General features: G+C 74.2%; 15 protein-coding genes and 1 pseudogene. 8 read left to right on the forward strand and 8 right to left on the reverse strand.

The annotated features are described in order from the left end of the window. The 3 genes from AC5WRL_RS03305 to AC5WRL_RS03315 are packed head-to-tail and all read left to right on the forward strand — an operon-like array spanning nucleotide 1 to nucleotide 2,553. Nucleotides 1-891: an ABC transporter permease gene (locus AC5WRL_RS03305; protein ID WP_496086704.1), complete on the forward strand. Its 891-nt coding sequence runs from the start codon at nucleotides 1-3 to the stop codon at nucleotides 889-891. Nucleotides 892-935: 44 nt separating this feature from the next. Beyond that, on the forward strand, nucleotides 936-1,853 hold the full coding sequence (locus AC5WRL_RS03310; protein ID WP_496086805.1) for an ABC transporter ATP-binding protein: 918 nt from the start codon (nucleotides 936-938) through the stop codon (nucleotides 1,851-1,853). Then, the gene (locus AC5WRL_RS03315) at nucleotides 1,846-2,553 is read left to right on the forward strand and encodes an ABC transporter ATP-binding protein (RefSeq protein ID WP_496086705.1); all 708 of its coding nucleotides are present in this window, start codon (nucleotides 1,846-1,848) and stop codon (nucleotides 2,551-2,553) included. Before AC5WRL_RS03310 ends, AC5WRL_RS03315 begins: the two co-directional genes overlap by 8 nt. Here AC5WRL_RS03315 and AC5WRL_RS03320 read toward each other — a convergent pair. Further along, nucleotides 2,537-2,749 carry a hypothetical protein gene (locus AC5WRL_RS03320; protein ID WP_496086706.1) on the reverse strand — a complete coding sequence of 71 codons (213 nt, stop codon included), beginning with the start codon at nucleotides 2,747-2,749 and terminating at the stop codon, nucleotides 2,537-2,539. The two genes, AC5WRL_RS03315 and AC5WRL_RS03320, sit on opposite strands and share 17 nt — an antisense overlap. 124 nt (nucleotides 2,750-2,873) lie before the next feature. On the opposite strand from AC5WRL_RS03320, the gene AC5WRL_RS03325 reads away from it, so the two are divergent. Genes AC5WRL_RS03325 through AC5WRL_RS03335 form a run of 3 tightly spaced genes read left to right on the forward strand, consistent with a single transcriptional unit; the run spans nucleotide 2,874 to nucleotide 5,704 of the window. Continuing rightward, the gene (locus AC5WRL_RS03325; RefSeq protein WP_496086707.1) at nucleotides 2,874-3,995 is read left to right on the forward strand and encodes a sensor histidine kinase; all 1,122 of its coding nucleotides are present in this window, start codon (nucleotides 2,874-2,876) and stop codon (nucleotides 3,993-3,995) included. Continuing rightward, a complete protein-coding gene (locus AC5WRL_RS03330) occupies nucleotides 3,992-4,651 on the forward strand; it encodes a response regulator transcription factor (protein ID WP_496086708.1) in 660 nt (219 codons plus the stop codon). Before AC5WRL_RS03325 ends, AC5WRL_RS03330 begins: the two co-directional genes overlap by 4 nt. A 24-nt stretch (nucleotides 4,652-4,675) precedes the next feature. Beyond that, entirely contained in the window at nucleotides 4,676-5,704 is a 1,029-nt protein-coding gene (locus tag AC5WRL_RS03335) for an MsnO8 family LLM class oxidoreductase (protein WP_496086709.1), read from the forward strand. A gap of 16 nt (nucleotides 5,705-5,720) precedes the next feature. Here the strand turns inward: AC5WRL_RS03335 and AC5WRL_RS03340 are convergent, their stop codons facing one another. The 6 genes and pseudogenes from AC5WRL_RS03340 to xylB all read right to left on the reverse strand — a co-directional run bounded on the left by AC5WRL_RS03340 (nucleotide 5,721) and on the right by xylB (nucleotide 11,398). Then, complete coding sequence (locus AC5WRL_RS03340; protein WP_496086710.1) at nucleotides 5,721-6,539, reverse strand: SAM-dependent methyltransferase; 819 nt, start codon at nucleotides 6,537-6,539, stop codon at nucleotides 5,721-5,723. A gap of 114 nt (nucleotides 6,540-6,653) precedes the next feature. Next, nucleotides 6,654-7,436, reverse strand: a complete 783-nt coding sequence (locus tag AC5WRL_RS03345) for a bestrophin-like domain (RefSeq protein ID WP_496086711.1) — start codon at nucleotides 7,434-7,436, stop codon at nucleotides 6,654-6,656. Between the two features lie 9 nt (nucleotides 7,437-7,445). Beyond that, nucleotides 7,446-8,183 (reverse strand): hypothetical protein, encoded by a 738-nt coding sequence (locus AC5WRL_RS03350; RefSeq protein WP_496086712.1) that lies wholly within the window; start codon nucleotides 8,181-8,183, stop codon nucleotides 7,446-7,448. Nucleotides 8,184-8,289: 106 nt separating this feature from the next. Further along, a pseudogene (locus AC5WRL_RS03355) lies at nucleotides 8,290-8,508 on the reverse strand (N-acetylmuramoyl-L-alanine amidase); the annotation flags it as partial. A 157-nt stretch (nucleotides 8,509-8,665) separates the two neighbouring features. Continuing rightward, nucleotides 8,666-9,892, reverse strand: coding sequence for an ROK family protein (locus tag AC5WRL_RS03360; protein ID WP_496086713.1), 1,227 nt, complete (start codon nucleotides 9,890-9,892; stop codon nucleotides 8,666-8,668). A 72-nt stretch (nucleotides 9,893-9,964) separates the two neighbouring features. Next, on the reverse strand, nucleotides 9,965-11,398 hold the full coding sequence (gene xylB / locus AC5WRL_RS03365; RefSeq protein WP_496086714.1) for a xylulokinase: 1,434 nt from the start codon (nucleotides 11,396-11,398) through the stop codon (nucleotides 9,965-9,967). A gap of 122 nt (nucleotides 11,399-11,520) precedes the next feature. On the opposite strand from xylB, the gene xylA reads away from it, so the two are divergent. Next, the gene (gene xylA, locus AC5WRL_RS03370; protein ID WP_496086715.1) at nucleotides 11,521-12,693 is read left to right on the forward strand and encodes a xylose isomerase; all 1,173 of its coding nucleotides are present in this window, start codon (nucleotides 11,521-11,523) and stop codon (nucleotides 12,691-12,693) included. A 46-nt stretch (nucleotides 12,694-12,739) separates the two neighbouring features. Here the strand turns inward: xylA and AC5WRL_RS03375 are convergent, their stop codons facing one another. Beyond that, entirely contained in the window at nucleotides 12,740-13,783 is a 1,044-nt protein-coding gene (locus tag AC5WRL_RS03375) for a LacI family DNA-binding transcriptional regulator (RefSeq protein WP_496086716.1), read from the reverse strand. Between the two features lie 243 nt (nucleotides 13,784-14,026). Here AC5WRL_RS03375 and AC5WRL_RS03380 point away from each other — a divergent pair, with 243 nt between their 5' ends. Then, complete coding sequence (locus AC5WRL_RS03380; protein ID WP_496086717.1) at nucleotides 14,027-15,616, forward strand: glycoside hydrolase family 43 protein; 1,590 nt, start codon at nucleotides 14,027-14,029, stop codon at nucleotides 15,614-15,616. The last annotated feature ends 4 nt before the right edge of the window (nucleotides 15,617-15,620 follow it).

The following is a 15,620-nucleotide window of genomic DNA, read 5'->3' on the forward strand; positions in this document are numbered from 1 at the left end:
ATGACCGCCACCGACCCCCACCCGGCCACCGGCACCCCCTGGCGCGGCCGGGCCACCACCCGGCGCGGCACCCGTACGGTACGGGCCTGGTCCGCCGGCCTCCTCGCCGCCGCGGCAGCCACCGCCGCCCTCCTCGTACCCCTGCTCCACCCGCTTGACCAACAGGCCGTCGACCTCACCGCCAAACTGCTGCCCCCCTCCGCCGACCACCCCTTCGGCACCGACGAGGTCGGCCGCGACCTGCTGCTGCGCAGCGTCTACGGACTGCGCGTCTCCCTGCTGGTCGGCCTCACCGCCGCCCTCGTCGCCTCCCTCCTCGGCCTGCTGGTGGGCGCCGCCGCCGGGGCACTGGGCGGGCGCACCGACCGCGTCGTGATGCGCGCCGTGGACACCTTCACCGCCGTACCGCACCTGCTGATGGGCATCTTCATCGTCGCGATGTTCCGCCCCGGCATCTGGCCCGTGGTGGCCTCCGTGGGCCTCACCCACTGGGTATCCACCGCCCGCATCGTGCGCGCCGAAGTACTCTCGCTGCGCTCCCGCCCCTACATCGACGCGGCCATCTCCGGCGGCGCCTCCCGGCTGCGGATCGCCCGCCGCCACCTGGTGCCCGCCGTACTGCCCCAGGCCGGGCTCGCCGCCGTCCTGATGGTGCCGCACGCCATCTGGCACGAATCCGCGCTGTCCTTCCTCGGCCTGGGCATCCCCGCCCACCAGGCCAGCCTCGGCACCATGATCAACGGCGCCCGGGGCTCCCTGCTCACCGGCGAGTGGTGGCCCACCCTCTTCCCGGGCCTGTTCATCATCGTGCCCACCCTCGCCATCGCCGGGCTGGCCGGCCTCTGGCGGGAGCGGATCAACCCGCGCCGCCGATCGGAGCTGGTGCTGTGACCACCCTGCCGCTGTCCGTACGCGGGCTGTCCGTGCGCTTCCTGATGCCCGCCGGCGCCCCCGTCGCGGCCGTCGACGACGTCTCCTTCGACCTCGCCGCCGGCGAGTGCCTCGCCCTGGTGGGGGAGAGCGGCTGCGGCAAGTCCGTCCTGGCCGGTGCCCTGCTGGGGCTGCTCCCCGGCAACGCCCGGACCCGGGGCAGCGCCCTGCTGGCGGCCGAACCCGGCACCGCGCCGCTGGACCTGCTCGCCGCCGACGAACGCACCATGGCCCGCACGGTACGCGGCCGGCGCCTGGGCCTGGTGCCACAGAGCCCGGCCGGGCACCTCACCCCGGTGCGCACCGTACGGTCCCAGCTGCGCGAGACCATCCGCGAACTGCACGGCACCCGGGGCACCGCCCTGGCCGCCGCCACCCGGGAAGCCGCCGCCCGCGCCGCCTTCCCCGCCGACCACCTCGACCGCTACCCGCACCAGCTCTCCGGCGGCCTCGCCCAGCGCGCCGCCACCGCTCTCGCCCTGGTCGGCGACGCCCCGCTGCTGATCGCCGACGAACCCACCACCGGCCTCGACCGCGACCTGGTCGCCCGCACCGTCGACGAACTGCGCCGGCACACCGACGACGGCCGCGCCCTGCTGGCCATCACCCACGACCTGGCCGCTGCCGCACGCATCGCCGACCGGGTCGCCGTCATGTACGCCGGCCGCATCGTGGAACTCACCCCCGCCGCCCGCTTCTTCGGCACCCCCGGACCCCGCCACCCGTACGCCGCCGGACTGCTGGGCGCCCTGCCGGAACGGGACTTCACCCCCATCCCCGGACAACCGCCCGCACTGGACGCCCTGCCGCCCGGCTGCGCCTTCGCCCCGCGCTGCCCGCGCGCCACCGCCCGCTGCGCCGAACCGCCCCAGCTGCTGAACGGCACGGCCTGCCACCACGCCCCGGAGCCCGCCGATGCCTGAACCCGCCGCCCCCGCCCTGGAACTCACCGGGATCACCGCCGGCTACGAACGCCGCCCCCCGGTCGTCCGCGACATCTCGCTGCGCGTCGCCGACGGCGAGGCCCTCGGCCTGCTCGGCCCCTCCGGCTGCGGCAAATCCACCCTCGCCCGGGTCGCCGCCCTGCTCCACCGCCCCCGGTCCGGCACCGTACGCCTGGCCGGTCAGCCCGTCACCGGCTTCCGGCACCGCGCCCCGCGCGCCCTGCGCACCCGCGTCGGCGTCGTCTTCCAGCAGCCCCGGCAGGCCGCCGACCCCCGCCTCACCCTCCACGACCTGATCGCCGAACCGCTGCGCGCCACCGCCGACACCACCCGCCTCGCCGACCGCGTCACCGCCCTCGCCACCACCACCGGGCTCGGCACCGAACTGCTGCGCCGCCGCCCCCACCAGGTCAGCGACGGCCAACTCCAGCGCGCCTGCCTCGCCCGCGCCCTCATCCTCCGCCCCGCCCTGCTGATCTGCGACGAGATGACCGCCATGCTGGACGCCTCCACCACCGCCGCCCTGGTCGCCGTCGTCGAGGAGTACCGCCGCGCCAGCGGCGCGGCCCTGCTCGCGGTGGGCCACGACCGGGTGCTGCTGCGCCGCTGGTGCGACCGGGTCGAGGACTTCCCGCTCCCCGCCCCGGCCCAGGCCACCCCGGTCACCCCGGGCGCCTGATCCGCTCCGCCCCCGCGCACACCGCCACCCCCAGCACGATCAGCACGAGGTTCGCGAAGATCTCCATCCCCGCCAGCGGCCCGCCCATCCGGTGCACCAGTGACCACGGACCGAACCAGTCGATCACCTCGTAGACCAGACCGGCCACGCCGTTCAGCACCAGCAGTACCCCCACGCCCTCCAACACGCTCTTCATACCCGCCATGCTGGGCACCGGCCCCGCACCCGGGCAGCGGCCGAAGGTATACCGCCGCCCGACTTCGGTACCGGACCCCCGGCCGCCCCGCCGCCGGCCCCTCCCCGCCCGCTACCGTCGAGGCATGGTCATCCGCAGCCGACGCGACTGGATCGTCGACATGAGTGCCATCGCGGTCGCCGCCTCCTTCTCCGTCCTCACCTCAGGGGTGCTCTTCGGCGAGGTGCGCGAGCCGCACTGGCTGGTGGTCGTCGACCAGATCGCCGCCGCCGGCGCCTGCGCCGCCCTGTGGCTGCGCCGCGCCCACCCCTTCGGCGTGGCCCTGGCCCTCGTCCTGGTGTCTCCCTTCTCCCACTTCATGGGCGGGCCGCTGTGGGTGGCCCTGTTCACCGCCGCCGTGCACTGCCGCCCCCGCGTGGTGGCCCTGCTCGTCGGCCTGTCGTTCGCCCTGCGGCCGGTTTCACTCGCGCTGCGCCCCGAGTCCAGGGTCCCGGACGGAGCGGTGATCATCGCCTCGCTGGTGATGGTGACCGCCGTCATCAGCTGGGGGATGACCGTACGGTACCGGCGCCGGTTGCTGACCACCCTGTACGAGCAGGCGCAGCGCACCACCCGGGAGACCATCGCCCGTGAGATGCACGATGTGCTCGCCCACCGGCTCTCGCTGCTGAGCGTGCACGCCGGCGCCCTGGAGTACGCCGCCGGCGCCTCCCCGCAGGAGGTGCAGCGCGCCGCCGGGGTGATCCGCGACAGTGCCCATCAGGCCCTGGAGGAACTGCGCGACGTGATCGGCGTGCTGCGCGCCGCCCCCGGCGAAGCGCCCGGGGCCGAGAGCGTCCGGCCGCAGCCCACCCACCGCGAACTGCCGCGGCTCGCCGAGGAGTCCCGCCGGGCCGGCGCCACGGTCACCCTCGACCAGCGGCTGGCAGGCCCCGACGCCGACGCACTGCCCGAGCACACCGGCCGCACCGTCTACCGGATCGTCCAGGAAGGACTCACCAACGCCCGCAAACACGCCCCCGGCGCCGAGACCACCGTCACCGTCGACGGCGGGCCAGGCACGGGCGTGACCGTCGAACTCCGCAACCCCGTCGGCGCGCCCCAGTTGCCCGCCCGGTTCATCCCCGGCTCCGGCCAGGGCCTGACCGGGCTCCGCGAACGCGTCACCCTGGCCGGCGGCCACGTCGAGGCCGGCCGGGTCCGCGGACAGTTCCGGCTGCACGCCTGGCTACCGTGGCCCCCATGACGATCCGGGTACTGCTCGTGGACGACGATCCGCTGGTCCGCTCCGGGCTGCGGCTGATGCTCGGCGCCGCGCCCGACCTGGCGGTGGTGGGCGAGGCGGCGGACGGCGCCGAGGTCGCCGCACTGGTGGCGCGGGTCACCCCCGATGTGGTGCTGATGGACATCAGAATGCCCGGGGTGGACGGCCTCACCGCCACCGAGGCGCTGCGCACCGCGCCCGCCCCGCCCGAGGTGGTGGTCCTCACCACCTTCCACGCGGATGACCAGGTGCTGCGCGCGCTGCGCGCCGGGGCGGCCGGCTATGTCCTCAAGGACACCCCGCCCGCCGAGATCGTCGAGGCGGTACGCCGGGTCGCGGCCGGTGACCCGGTGCTCTCCCCGGCCGTCACCCGGGGGCTGATCGGCGCCCTCACCAGCGGCGAACGCGACACCCGCCGCGCCCGGCGCAGGCTGGACGCACTCGCGGACCGGGAGCGGGAGGTCGCCGTCGCGGTCGGCCGGGGGCTGTCCAACGCCGAGATCGCCGCCACGCTGTATCTGAGCGTGCCCACCGTCAAGGCGTACGTCTCCCGGATCCTGGCCAAGCTGGAGCTGAACAACCGGGTGCAGATCGCGCTGCTCACCCAGGACGCCGGCGTCATCGACCGGGAATCCTGAGCGCCCGCCGCTGTTGCACACAAGGTGGACGGAACACAGGCGGTACGGACGAAGGTGCGCTGGTCGGTGCTGGACCGGGCGCTGATCCGGCGGGGTCGGAGCGCCGCCGGGGCGCTGCGGGAGACGGTGGAGTTCGCCCGGGAGATCGAACGCCTGGGGTACCAGCGGTTCTGGGTCGCCGAGCATCACGCCGTCCCCGGCATCGCCGGCTCCGCCCCCACCGTGCTGGCCGCCGCGGTGGCAGCCGCCACCTCCCGGATCCGGGTGGGCACCGGAGGCGTGATGCTCCCCAACCACCGGCCCCTGGTGATCGCCGAGCAGTTCGGCGTCCTGGAGTCCCTTTTTCCCGGCCGCATCGACATGGGCCTGGGCCGCTCGGTCGGCTTCACCGGGCCGGTCCGCCGCGCGCTCGGCGTCGACAAGGCGGCGGCCGACCGGTTCGGCGAACAACTCACCGAGCTGCTCGGCTACTTCGGCGAACCGCCGGACGGCAGCGCCGCCGTTGCCGCCATGCCGTCCCAGGGGCTGCACGTCCCCGCCTACGTACTGGCGGTCGGCTCCGGCGCCGACATCGCCGCCGCCCACGGCCTGCCGGTGGTGCTGGCCCTGCACGCCGACCCCGACCGTACACTGGCCGCGCTCGACCGCTACCGGGCCGGCTTCCGTCCCTCCGCCCAGCAGCCCGTGCCCCATGTGCTGCTCGCCGTCAACGCCGCCGTCGCCGCCACCCGCGAACAAGCGGCGCTGCTCCAGCTCCCCGAGGCGTGGGCCACCGCCCGCTCCCGGATCGACGGCGTCTTCCCGCCCCTCGACCCGCCGCACGAGATCGCCGGCCGCGCCCTGAGCGAGCGCGAGCGCGGCTATCTGGAGCGGTCCAGGGCCGGGCAACTGTACGGCGACGGTCCGCAGATGGCCGCGCGGCTGGACGAACTGCTCGCCCGCACCGGCGCCGACGAGGTGCTGGTCACCCTCACCACCCACGACCCGGCGGACCGGCTGGACTCCTACCGCAGACTGGCCGCGCTCGCCGGTCTGCCCGGCGGCGCGGCCTGAACGGCGTCCCCCACCACTACTTCTTGTACGCGATGCCCCCGCTCATCAGCCGGTGGGCCACACTCAGCGGCTCGGCGACCGGCTCGTCGGGGCGCCACTGCGGCAGCGCCACCACGCCGGGCTCCTGGAGCTCGTACCCCTCGAAGTAGTCCTCGATCTCCGCCATGGTGCGGAACCGGCCGGTGCCCAGGAACTCCAGCATGGTCTCCTCCACGGCACGGGCCTCCGGGCCGGTGTCGGAGAAGCAGGTGATCGCCAGGTAACTGCCGGAGGGCACCGCCGACATGTAGGACTGGACGATGCCCTTGGGGTCCTCGTCGTCGTGCAGATGGTGCAGGATACCGATCAGCAGCACCCCGACGGGCTGCGAGAAGTCGATCAGCCGCTGCACATCGGGGTGGTTGAGCACCCCCTGCGGGTCGCGGAGATCCGCGGTGACCACCGCAGTCTGGTCATCGACCTGGAGCAGCGCCTGCCCGTGCGCGAGCACGATCGGGTCGTTGTCGACATAGACCACGCGCGCGTCGGGGGCGTGCCGCTGCGCCACCTGGTGGGTGTTCTCCAGAGTGGGCAGCCCGGCACCGAGATCGATGAACTGCCGGATCCCGGCCTCGGCCGCCAGATGGCGCACGATCCGGCCCAGGATCTGCCGGTTGTACTGGCCCACGTCGCCGATGTGCGGCATGGTGATCCGCACCTGGTCGGCGACCACGCGGTCCACGTCGTAATGGTCCTTGCCACCGAGAACGGCGTCATAGACCCGGGCGATGCTCGGCTTGCTCGTATCGATGAAAGTGGACTGGCCCTGCTCGGAGGCGGCGTTCTCGTGTGACATCGCGGTTCTCCATCCCTCAGCACGTGCGGGTCACACTAGCCGCGCCCCACCGGCCCCGCGAAGCTACCCCGGCCTAAGCCGACACACTGTCAAGTGGGCGACTGCCGCAGACAGTTACCCATCACCGGACAGAACCTGGGGGAAGAGGGACTGGAACGCCTCCGTCGAGTCGGACAACCCCCGGGCGAACGGGGCGTCGAAGTGCCAGATGAGATACAGCAGGAACACGATCAGCGCGCTGAACAGCCCGGCCAGCAGCAGCTCCCGGCCGGTGCGCCTGATCTGGAGCGCGAACAGCATCCCCACCACCACGGCCCCGCCGGTGATCAGCCCCACCCACACCACCCCCGGCAGGGTGGGCTCCGCGCTCATCCCGCGGGCGGCGCGGGCCTCGGCGGCGGTGGCCAGTTGGTAGTGCATCCCCTCGTACGCGTAACCCTGCGGGCCGGTGGCCGGCTCCAGCGCCGACACCGTGTCCCGTATCTCCGCGAACAGCCGGTCGCCCTCCGGGCCGAGTTCCTCGTTGTCGATCATGTACGGCCACTCCTCGTTCACGGTGTGGCCGACGTAGGTGTCCACGGACAGCCGGACGGCCGCCTCGGTCTCCGCCGGGAAGACCCGGGCCCGCTCGCCGAGTTCGTGCAGCGCCTGGGCCTCCTGGCGTACCCACTCCTCGGCGGCGCCCCGTTCCTCCCACACGCCGGCGATGGCCAGCCCCAGCACGATGGCGTACACCATCCCGATCATCATCGTCATGTACTCGATGACATCGGGGGTGTCGGAGGAGCCGCCCGCCTGTTCCTGGACGGTGGCGCGGCGGTGCCGCAGTTGTACGGCCACGAAGATCACCGCGCAGGTGGCGGTGATGGTGAGCAACAGGGTGAGCCAGTCGGACAATCGGATCTCCTAGGAGGTGCTGCGCGGCCCCGACCGGGTCCGTGGGCGCAGGATGGCGGCGGCCAGTACGGCGGGGGCCAGGATCAGCAGGGTGCGGGTGGTCATCGGCATGCCGCGGTCGGCCCGGTCCGCGCCGGTCGGGGGCGGCCCCGCGACGATCTGCACCGCCTCCGGTTCGGGGACGGGCTCCGGCGAGGGCACCGGCTGCGGTTCCGGCGTGGGCACCGGCTCGGGCGGGGGCTCGGGAGCCGGTTCCGGTGACGCGCTGGGGGCCGGCGGCGCCTGCGGTACGGGCTCGGGTCGAGGTTCGGGTGCGGGCGCCGGTGGCGCCGGCGGTGCCGGGGACGGCGCGGGCTCGGGCGGCTCAGGGGGCGCCGGTGGCTCGGGCGGAGCGGGAGGCTCGGGCTCCGGTGGCTCCGGTGGCTCGGGGGGTTCGGGGGGTTCGGGCGGCTCCGGGGGTTCCGGAGGCTTGGGCGGGCGGCAGGCCCCACCGGAGATCACCACGGCCGAGGCGCCCCCCGAGGTGCTCACCGACACCGAGGAGCCACCGCATGTCCCGCCGTGCCGGATCACCACGGTGGCCGAGCCGCCCGGACCATCCGCCTCGATGGTCATGCCGACGCCGGAGCCGGGACCGAACAGTTCCCCGCCCGCCGTGCCGGCCGCCACCCCGGAGGTGGCGGCCAGCACGAGGAGCACACATCCGGCGCCGACCGCGGCGCGTCGCGCTTGCTGCCCAGTGGTCACGGAGGCGATTGTGCGCGGGGCGCCGTCAAGGTCGCCCGGCCGTGACGATGTTTTCGCCTGATGTGATGAAAAACGGTGCGGTGGTGCATGGTTGGGCGATTGCCGCTCAGGCCGCCCTGACCAGCCGCACACAACGGTCCCAGTCCCACAGCGGACCCGGGTCGGTGGGGGTGGCGCCCGGCACCTCGTGGTGACCGACGATCCACGACCGGGCCCTGGCGATGCCGAACCGGTCGCGGATCCGCGCCGTCAGGGTCGCCGACTTCTGGTACATCACGTCGGTGAACCACCGGGGCTGATCCACCCAGCCCTCGTGCTCGATGCCCGCGGCGAGGACGGCGGAGCCGCGCAGCAGTGATCTGCGGGACGGCCGGGGGACGTTCCGGGCCATGGGGGTCTCCCGGGCTGCGGGCGGCGCCCGCCGGAGCGGGCGGAAGGATCACATGCCGACCGCCCGCCCGCCCCTGCCGAGAGCCGGGCGGTCATGCCATCGGCCCGACCTGAGGCGGCGTCAGCAGCCGGGCCGGCGCGTCGAGCGCGCCGCGCACCGCACTGCGCGCCGCGCCCAGCAGCGGCCCGGCCGGGCCGATGAGCGAGCCGGTCACCGGCGTCGCGGTGGTACGGCCGCCGGCCGTCAGCATGGTGCGGCGGGCCAGCTCCCGGCGCACCGGCGGCAGCAGCCAGGGAGCGAGCCCGGCCAGTGAACCACCGATCACCACCCGCTGCGGATCGAGCAGATTCACCGCCCCCGACAGCGCGATGCCCAGCGCCGTCCCGGCCTCCCGCACCGCGCGCAGCGCGGCCCGGTCGCGCCCCGCACAGCGCTCGGCCAGTTCCCCGGTGCGCACCCCCGGCTCGGCGCCCGGATCAAGCCCCGCCGCGCGCAGCAGCGCCGCCTCGCCCGCGTAGGTCTCCAGACAGCCCCGGGCACCACAGGAACACCGCGGACCCCCGGGCCGTACCGGGACATGGCCCAGTTCGCCCGCGAAGCCGTGCGCCCCGCGCAGCACGGCGCCGTCGACCACGATCGCCGCGCCGATCCCGATCTGCGCGGACACATGGATGAAGTCGGCGGGTCCCGCCGCGCCCCGGTCCTCCCACAGCTCGGCCAGCGCCCCGAAGTTGGCCTCGTTGTCCACCGTGAGCGGGCCCCGGGTGGCCGACCGCAGGGGCGCCAGATCCACCTCGCGCCAGCCGAGATTGGGCGCCCGGGTGACCGTGGCGGTGCCCCGGGCCACCAGCCCCGGCACGGCCACCGCAAGGCCGGCCGGCCACAGCCCCAGCGCGGTGACGTCGGCGGCCAGCCGCCCCAGCAGCGCGGTCAGTCCGTCCAGCACCACCACCGGATCGCTGCCCTCCAGCGGCATCCGGCGATCGAGGCGGGCCCGTACCGTACCGCGCAGATCCATCGCGCAGACCGACAGATGATCGACCCCGATCTCGGCCCCGAAGCCGCACGGCCCCCGGTCGGCGAGCAGCAGCTGACTGCCCGGCCGCCCCACCGTCCCGGACCGGCCGGGGCCGCGCTCGGTGAGCAGCCCGCCGCGCAGCAGTTCGTCCACGAGCGTGGACACCGCCGCCCGGGTCAGCCCGATCCGCCCCGCCACCTCGGCCCGCGACAGCGCCCCCTCATCGGCGAGCGCGTGCAGCACCCGCGAGAGATTGTGCCGGCGCACCTGGGCCTGCGACTGGGGGGATGTGCCGGTCAAGGGAACTCCAGGGGTGGTACGGGTCGGGGAGGACGAACGCCGCGCGGCGGCCCCGTCGGCCAAGGGAACACCTCAACGGGGGCCGAGCAGCGCAGCCGCGTCGTGCAGGGTCGTGGACAGCCGGTGCAGGGCCGCCTCGTCGCGCCGCACCGCCTCGTACGCCGGGCCCTGTGCGGTGTTCCAGTCCCGGGCCACCGCCGACGCGTCGCGGCCCAGCAGCAGGCCCGCCGCCTGGGCCGCGGCGCCCAGGGCCACCAGTTCCTGGGCCGCCGGGACCACCACCGGGCGGCCCGACAGCCGGCGGACCGTCTCGCGCCAGGCCACCCCGCGCGCCCCGCCGCCGATCAGCAGGATCGGCTGTGCCGGGTCGGCGTCCGCGTCCAGCACCCGCTCCAGCGCCTCCAGCAGCGCGAACACCGCCCCGTCGTAGGCGGCCTGGAGCAGCTGACCGCCGCTGGTGTCGTGCCGCAGCCCGGTCAGCAGCCCGCTCGCGTACGGCAGGTCGGGGGTCCGCTCGCCGTCCAGGAACGGCAGCACCACGGCCTCGCCACCGGCCTCCACCGCCTCCCGGTCCCGGCCCAGCAGCGCCGCGAACCGGTCCACCGCCACCGTGCAGTTGAGTGTGCAGGCCAGCGGCAGCCAGTGCCGCCCCGCGTCCGCGAACCCGGACACCACGCCGCTGCTGTCGGCCGGCCGCCGCTCGGAGACCGCGTACACCGTGCCGGAGGTGCCAAGGCTCAGCACCGGGCGCCCCGGCACCAGGCCGAGCCCCAGCGCGCCCGCCATGTTGTCGCCGGTGCCGCCCGCCACCAGGATGCCCTCGGGGAGCGGCAGCCCGGCCCGTACGGTGCCGGCCGGCTCACCGGCCGGCACCACACGCGGCAGCAGCGCGGCGTCCAGGCCGATGTGGTCGAGGATCCGCGCGTCGTACGACTCGCTCGCCGTCGACCACCAGCCGCTGCCCGAGGCGTCCCCGCGGTCCGTGGTGCCGCCGCGCACACCCTGCCCGGTGAGCCGGCCGGTCAGATAGTCGTGCGGCAGCCGTACCGCCCGGGTGGCCGCCACCGACCGCGGCTCGTGCTCGCGCAGCCACGCCCACTTGGTCGCCGTGAAGGAGGCGGCCGGTACGCTGCCGGTCCGCTCCGCCCACCACGCCGCCCCGCCCAACTCCTCGACCAGCCGGTCCCGCTGCGGCGCGGAGCGGGTGTCGTTCCACAACAGCGCGTTGCGCACCGGGGCACCGTCCGCGTCCAGCGTCACCAGTCCGTGCTGCTGCCCGGCCACCGAGACCGCCGCCGCCTCCCGCAGCACCGGGCCGCACTGCTCCAGCGCCTCGCCCAGCGCCCGCCACCACTGCCCGGGATCGCTGTCGCCCTCGGCCGTCACCACGTGCGGCGCCTGGCCGCGCGCCACCACCGTGCCGGTGGCGGTGTCCACCACCAGTGCCTTGGTGGACTGCGTGGAGGAATCCACGCCCACCACGAGAGGTCCATCGGGTGCGGCCATGATCGCGTCCTTCCGTCGCCCGGCGCCGACGGTGGCGGCCGGGGGCTTCCACTCCGGGGCAGGGGCATACTAATTTGTCAACGGACATGACGAATAGCTGTAGCGCACACCGAGGAGCCGCGATGTCCTACCAGCCCACCCCCGACGACAGGTTCACCTTCGGTCTGTGGACCGTCGGCTGGCGCGGCAACGACCCGTTCGGCGACGCCACCCGCCCGGCCCTGGACCCGGTGGAGTCGGTGCACCGGCTCGCCGAGCTCGGCGCCCACGGCGTCACCTTCCACGACAACGACCTCATCCCCTTCGACGCCACCGAGGCCGAGCGCGACGCCATCGTCAAGCGCTTCAAGGCCGCGCTGGACGCCACCGGGATGAAGGTCCCGATGGCCACCACCAACCTCTTCACCCACCCCGTCTTCAAGGACGGCGCCTTCACCGCGAACGACCGCGACGTACGCCGCTACGCCCTGCGCAAGACCATCCGCAACATCGACCTCGCCGTCGAACTGGGCGCGCAGACGTACGTCGCGTGGGGCGGCCGGGAAGGCGCCGAGTCCGGCGGGGCCAAGGACGTCCGCGACGCCCTGGACCGGATGAAGGAAGCCTTCGACCTGCTCGCCGAGTACGTCACCACCCAGGGCTACGACCTGCGGTTCGCCATCGAGCCCAAGCCGAACGAGCCGCGCGGCGACATCCTGCTGCCCACCGTCGGCCACGCCCTCGCCTTCATCGAGCGGCTGGAGCGCCCCGAACTGTTCGGCGTCAACCCCGAGGTGGGCCACGAGCAGATGGCCGGGCTCAACTTCCCGCACGGCATCGCCCAGGCGCTGTGGGCCGGCAAGCTCTACCACATCGACCTCAACGGCCAGCACGGCACCAGGTACGACCAGGACCTGCGGTTCGGGGCCGGCGACACCCGGGCCGCGTTCTGGCTGGTCGACCTGCTGGAGCGGTCCGACTACACCGGCCCGCGGCACTTCGACTTCAAGCCGCCGCGCACCGAGGACATCTCCGGCGTGTGGGCCTCCGCCGCCGGCTGCATGCGCAACTACCTGATCCTCAAGGACCGGGCCGCCGCCTTCCGCGCCGACCCGCAGGTCGCCGAGGCGCTGCGTGCCGCCCGCCTGGACGAGCTGGCCACCCCGACGCTGGCACCGGGGGAGACCTCGGCCGGGCTGCTCGCCGACGTCTCCGCCTTCGAGGAGTTCGACGTGACCGCCGCGGCCGAGCGCGGCATGGCCTTCGAGGCGCTTGACCAGCTGGCGATGGACCACCTGCTGGGCGTCCGGGGCTGACCACCGGCCCGCCGGCCGCCGTATCCGCGCGGAGCGGGTACGGCGGTCAGGCCGGCAGCCCGCGCGGCGGGGCGGTGGAGTGGCGCGGCACCAGCCGGGTGGACAGCTCGGTACGCACCCCCTCCGGCCGTTCGCCCGCCATCAGCCGCAGCAGCAGCCGCAGCGCGGTGCCGGCCATCTCCGCCAGCGGCTGCCGCACCGTGGTCAGCGCCGGGCTGGCCCAGCCGGCCTGCGGCAGATCGTCGAAGGACACCACGCTCATGTCCGCCGGCACCCGCAGCCCGCGCGCCGCCAGCGCCTGGTAGGCGCCGAGCCCCATCGGATCGGAGCAGGTGAACACGGCGGTCGGCGGCTGGGGCAGCGCCAGCATCCGCTCCATCTGCTGCCGGGCGCCCTCCTCGGAGAACGCCCCGTACCCCACGTACTCCGGCGGCACCCGCAGCCCGGCCGCCGCCATCGCCGAGCGGTAGCCGGCCACCCGCGCGGTGCTGCACCGCTTGCGCCGGTAGCCGCCGATCACCGCGATCCGCCGATGGCCCAGGGCGATCAGATGTTCCGTGGCGCTCACTCCGCCCTGCCAGTTGGTGGCCCCGACCGAGGGCACCCCGGGCGGCGGTTCCAGCACCGGGTCGATCATCACGAACGGGATGCCGTGCTGCTCCAGCCAGCTGTACTGGGTGGCGTTCAGCTCCGCCAGATTGAACAGCATCCCGGCCGAACCGCGGGCACACAGCCGGTCCAGCCAGCCACGCTCGGGCCGCCCGCCGCGGGTTCTGGTGAGCGCGGCCGAGACCACCACCGACACCCCCGCCTCGTGCGCCGCCTGCTCCACCCCGTGCAGGATCGCCCCGGACCACGGGGAATCCAGCTGATGCATCACCAGATCGATCAGCGCCGGCGGCCGGCCCGCCGTGAACCGTGGCCGGCGCACATAGCCGAGCCGGTCCAGCACCTCGGTGACCCGGCGGCGGGTCTCGGGGGAGACGTCCTCCCGGCCATTGGCGACCTTGGAGGCGGTGGGCACCGACACCCCGGCCTCTCGGGCTATCACGGCGAGTGTCGGCCCTCCGGCTGCCGCGGGACGGACCATGTGAACTCCTCCTCTCCCGGTCCCGGCCGGCGAAAGTTTCGAATATCGCGGATCAGCCGGTCGGTACATTGACCTGATAGCAAGCGCTTCCTACGTTAAGGGAACGCCACCTGCCTGGGAAGAGTCCTGTCGCAGGCCACCGAAGTCCCGAAAGAGTTTCGAAAACCGCCGCCCGAAATCCCGAACAGCGGCCTCGCATTTCCGGCCGCTGTCCGCGCCGTGCCACCGCAGAAAGGGCCCCTCATGACGCCGGGTCACCTCCGTAACCCCGTCCTGCCCGGATTCCACCCCGACCCCAGCATCGTGCGGGTCGGCCCCGACTATTACCTGGCCACCTCCAGCTTCGAATGGTTCCCCGGCATACCGCTGCACCACTCCACCGACCTCATCAACTGGACCCCGGCCGGCCACGTACTCACCCACCCGGGACTGGCGGATCTGCGCGGCGTCCCCGACTCCGGCGGCGTCTGGGCCCCTTCACTGAGCCACCACGACGGCCGCTTCTGGCTCGTCTACAGCATCGTGCGCACCACGACCGTGCCCTACAAGGACGTCGACAACTATCTGGTCACCGCGCCCACCATCGACGGGCCGTGGTCCGCACCCGTCTTCCTCAACTCCTCCGGCTTCGACCCCTCCCTGTTCTTCGACGACGACGGCCGGATCTGGCTGCTCAACCTCCAGTGGGACCAGCGCGCCGGGCACGACCCCTTCGCCGGCATCGTGCTCCAGGAGTACGACCCGCACCGCGCCGCCCTCACCGGCGCGCCCCGGATCATCGCCCGGCACACCGAACTCATCGAGGGCCCCAACCTCTACCGGCGCGACGGCACCTACCACCTGATGCTCGCGGAGGGCGGCACCGGCTGGAACCACGGCATCCGGATGGCCCGCGCCGACCGCATCGAGGGCCCCTACACCCTGGACCCGGCCGGCTCCCTGCTCACCACCCGAGACGCCCCGAACTGGCCGCTCCAGAAAGCCGGCCACGGCGAACTGGTGGAAACCCCCCAGGGGGAGTGGTTCCTCGCCCACCTCGCCTCCCGCCCGCTGGCCACCCCGGACGGGCCGCGCAGCGTGCTCGGCCGCGAAACCTGCCTCCAGCGCGTGGAATGGACCCCGGACGGCCGGCTCCGGCTGGCCGGCGGTGGCCACCACCCCGCCACCGACGTGCCGGGCCCGGCCACCGCGCACGCCGTACGCGCCACCGGGCCCGCCCCGGTACGGGACGACTTCACCGGACCCGCCCTCGACCCGGCCTGGTGCGCGCTGCGGGTCCCCATCGACGACAGCTGGGCCACCCTCACCGACCGGCCCGGCCATCTGCGGCTGTACGGGCGGCACAGCCTCGCCTCCCTCTTCGACCAGTCACTGCTGGCCAGACGGCTGACCACCACCCACTGCGAGGCCACCGTACGGCTGGACCACGATCCCACCCACCCCACCCAACTCGCCGGGCTGATCTGCTGGTACGACACCGGGACGCACTGCTATCTGCGCGTCACCCACGACGAACGGCTGGGCCGGGTGGTCGGGGTGATCACCGCCGACCAGGGGGCGTACGACGAGCCCGGGGAGCAACTGCCCACCGGCGACTGGCCCCAGCTGTGGCTGCGCGCCACCATCAGCGGCGCGGAACTGCGCTTCGCCGCCTCGCCGGACGGCACCGACTGGCACCCGGTGGGCCCGGTGCTGGACGCGAGCAAACTGTCCGACGACTACGGCTCCCGGCTGCGCTTCACCGGCGCCTTCGTCGGGCTGTGCGCCCAGGACCTGGGCGGCACCCGGACACCCGCCGACTTCACCTCCTTCACCCTGCGGCCCACCGCCTGACCCG

The organism is Streptomyces sp. NTD107 (genome assembly GCF_059510435.1).

Coding starts and splice junctions, on each gene's coding strand:
- AC5WRL_RS03380 (WP_496086717.1), top strand. CDS start 14,027: ATGACGCCGGGTCACCTCCGTAACCCCGTCCTGCCCGGATTCCACCCC.
- xylA (WP_496086715.1), top strand. CDS start 11,521: ATGTCCTACCAGCCCACCCCCGACGACAGGTTCACCTTCGGTCTGTGG.
- AC5WRL_RS03305 (WP_496086704.1), top strand. CDS start 1: ATGACCGCCACCGACCCCCACCCGGCCACCGGCACCCCCTGGCGCGGC.
- AC5WRL_RS03330 (WP_496086708.1), top strand. CDS start 3,992: ATGACGATCCGGGTACTGCTCGTGGACGACGATCCGCTGGTCCGCTCC.
- xylB (WP_496086714.1), bottom strand. CDS start 11,398: ATGGCCGCACCCGATGGACCTCTCGTGGTGGGCGTGGATTCCTCCACG.
- AC5WRL_RS03375 (WP_496086716.1), bottom strand. CDS start 13,783: ATGGTCCGTCCCGCGGCAGCCGGAGGGCCGACACTCGCCGTGATAGCC.
- AC5WRL_RS03315 (WP_496086705.1), top strand. CDS start 1,846: ATGCCTGAACCCGCCGCCCCCGCCCTGGAACTCACCGGGATCACCGCC.
- AC5WRL_RS03320 (WP_496086706.1), bottom strand. CDS start 2,749: ATGAAGAGCGTGTTGGAGGGCGTGGGGGTACTGCTGGTGCTGAACGGC.
- AC5WRL_RS03325 (WP_496086707.1), top strand. CDS start 2,874: ATGGTCATCCGCAGCCGACGCGACTGGATCGTCGACATGAGTGCCATC.
- AC5WRL_RS03310 (WP_496086805.1), top strand. CDS start 936: ATGCCCGCCGGCGCCCCCGTCGCGGCCGTCGACGACGTCTCCTTCGAC.
- AC5WRL_RS03340 (WP_496086710.1), bottom strand. CDS start 6,539: ATGTCACACGAGAACGCCGCCTCCGAGCAGGGCCAGTCCACTTTCATC.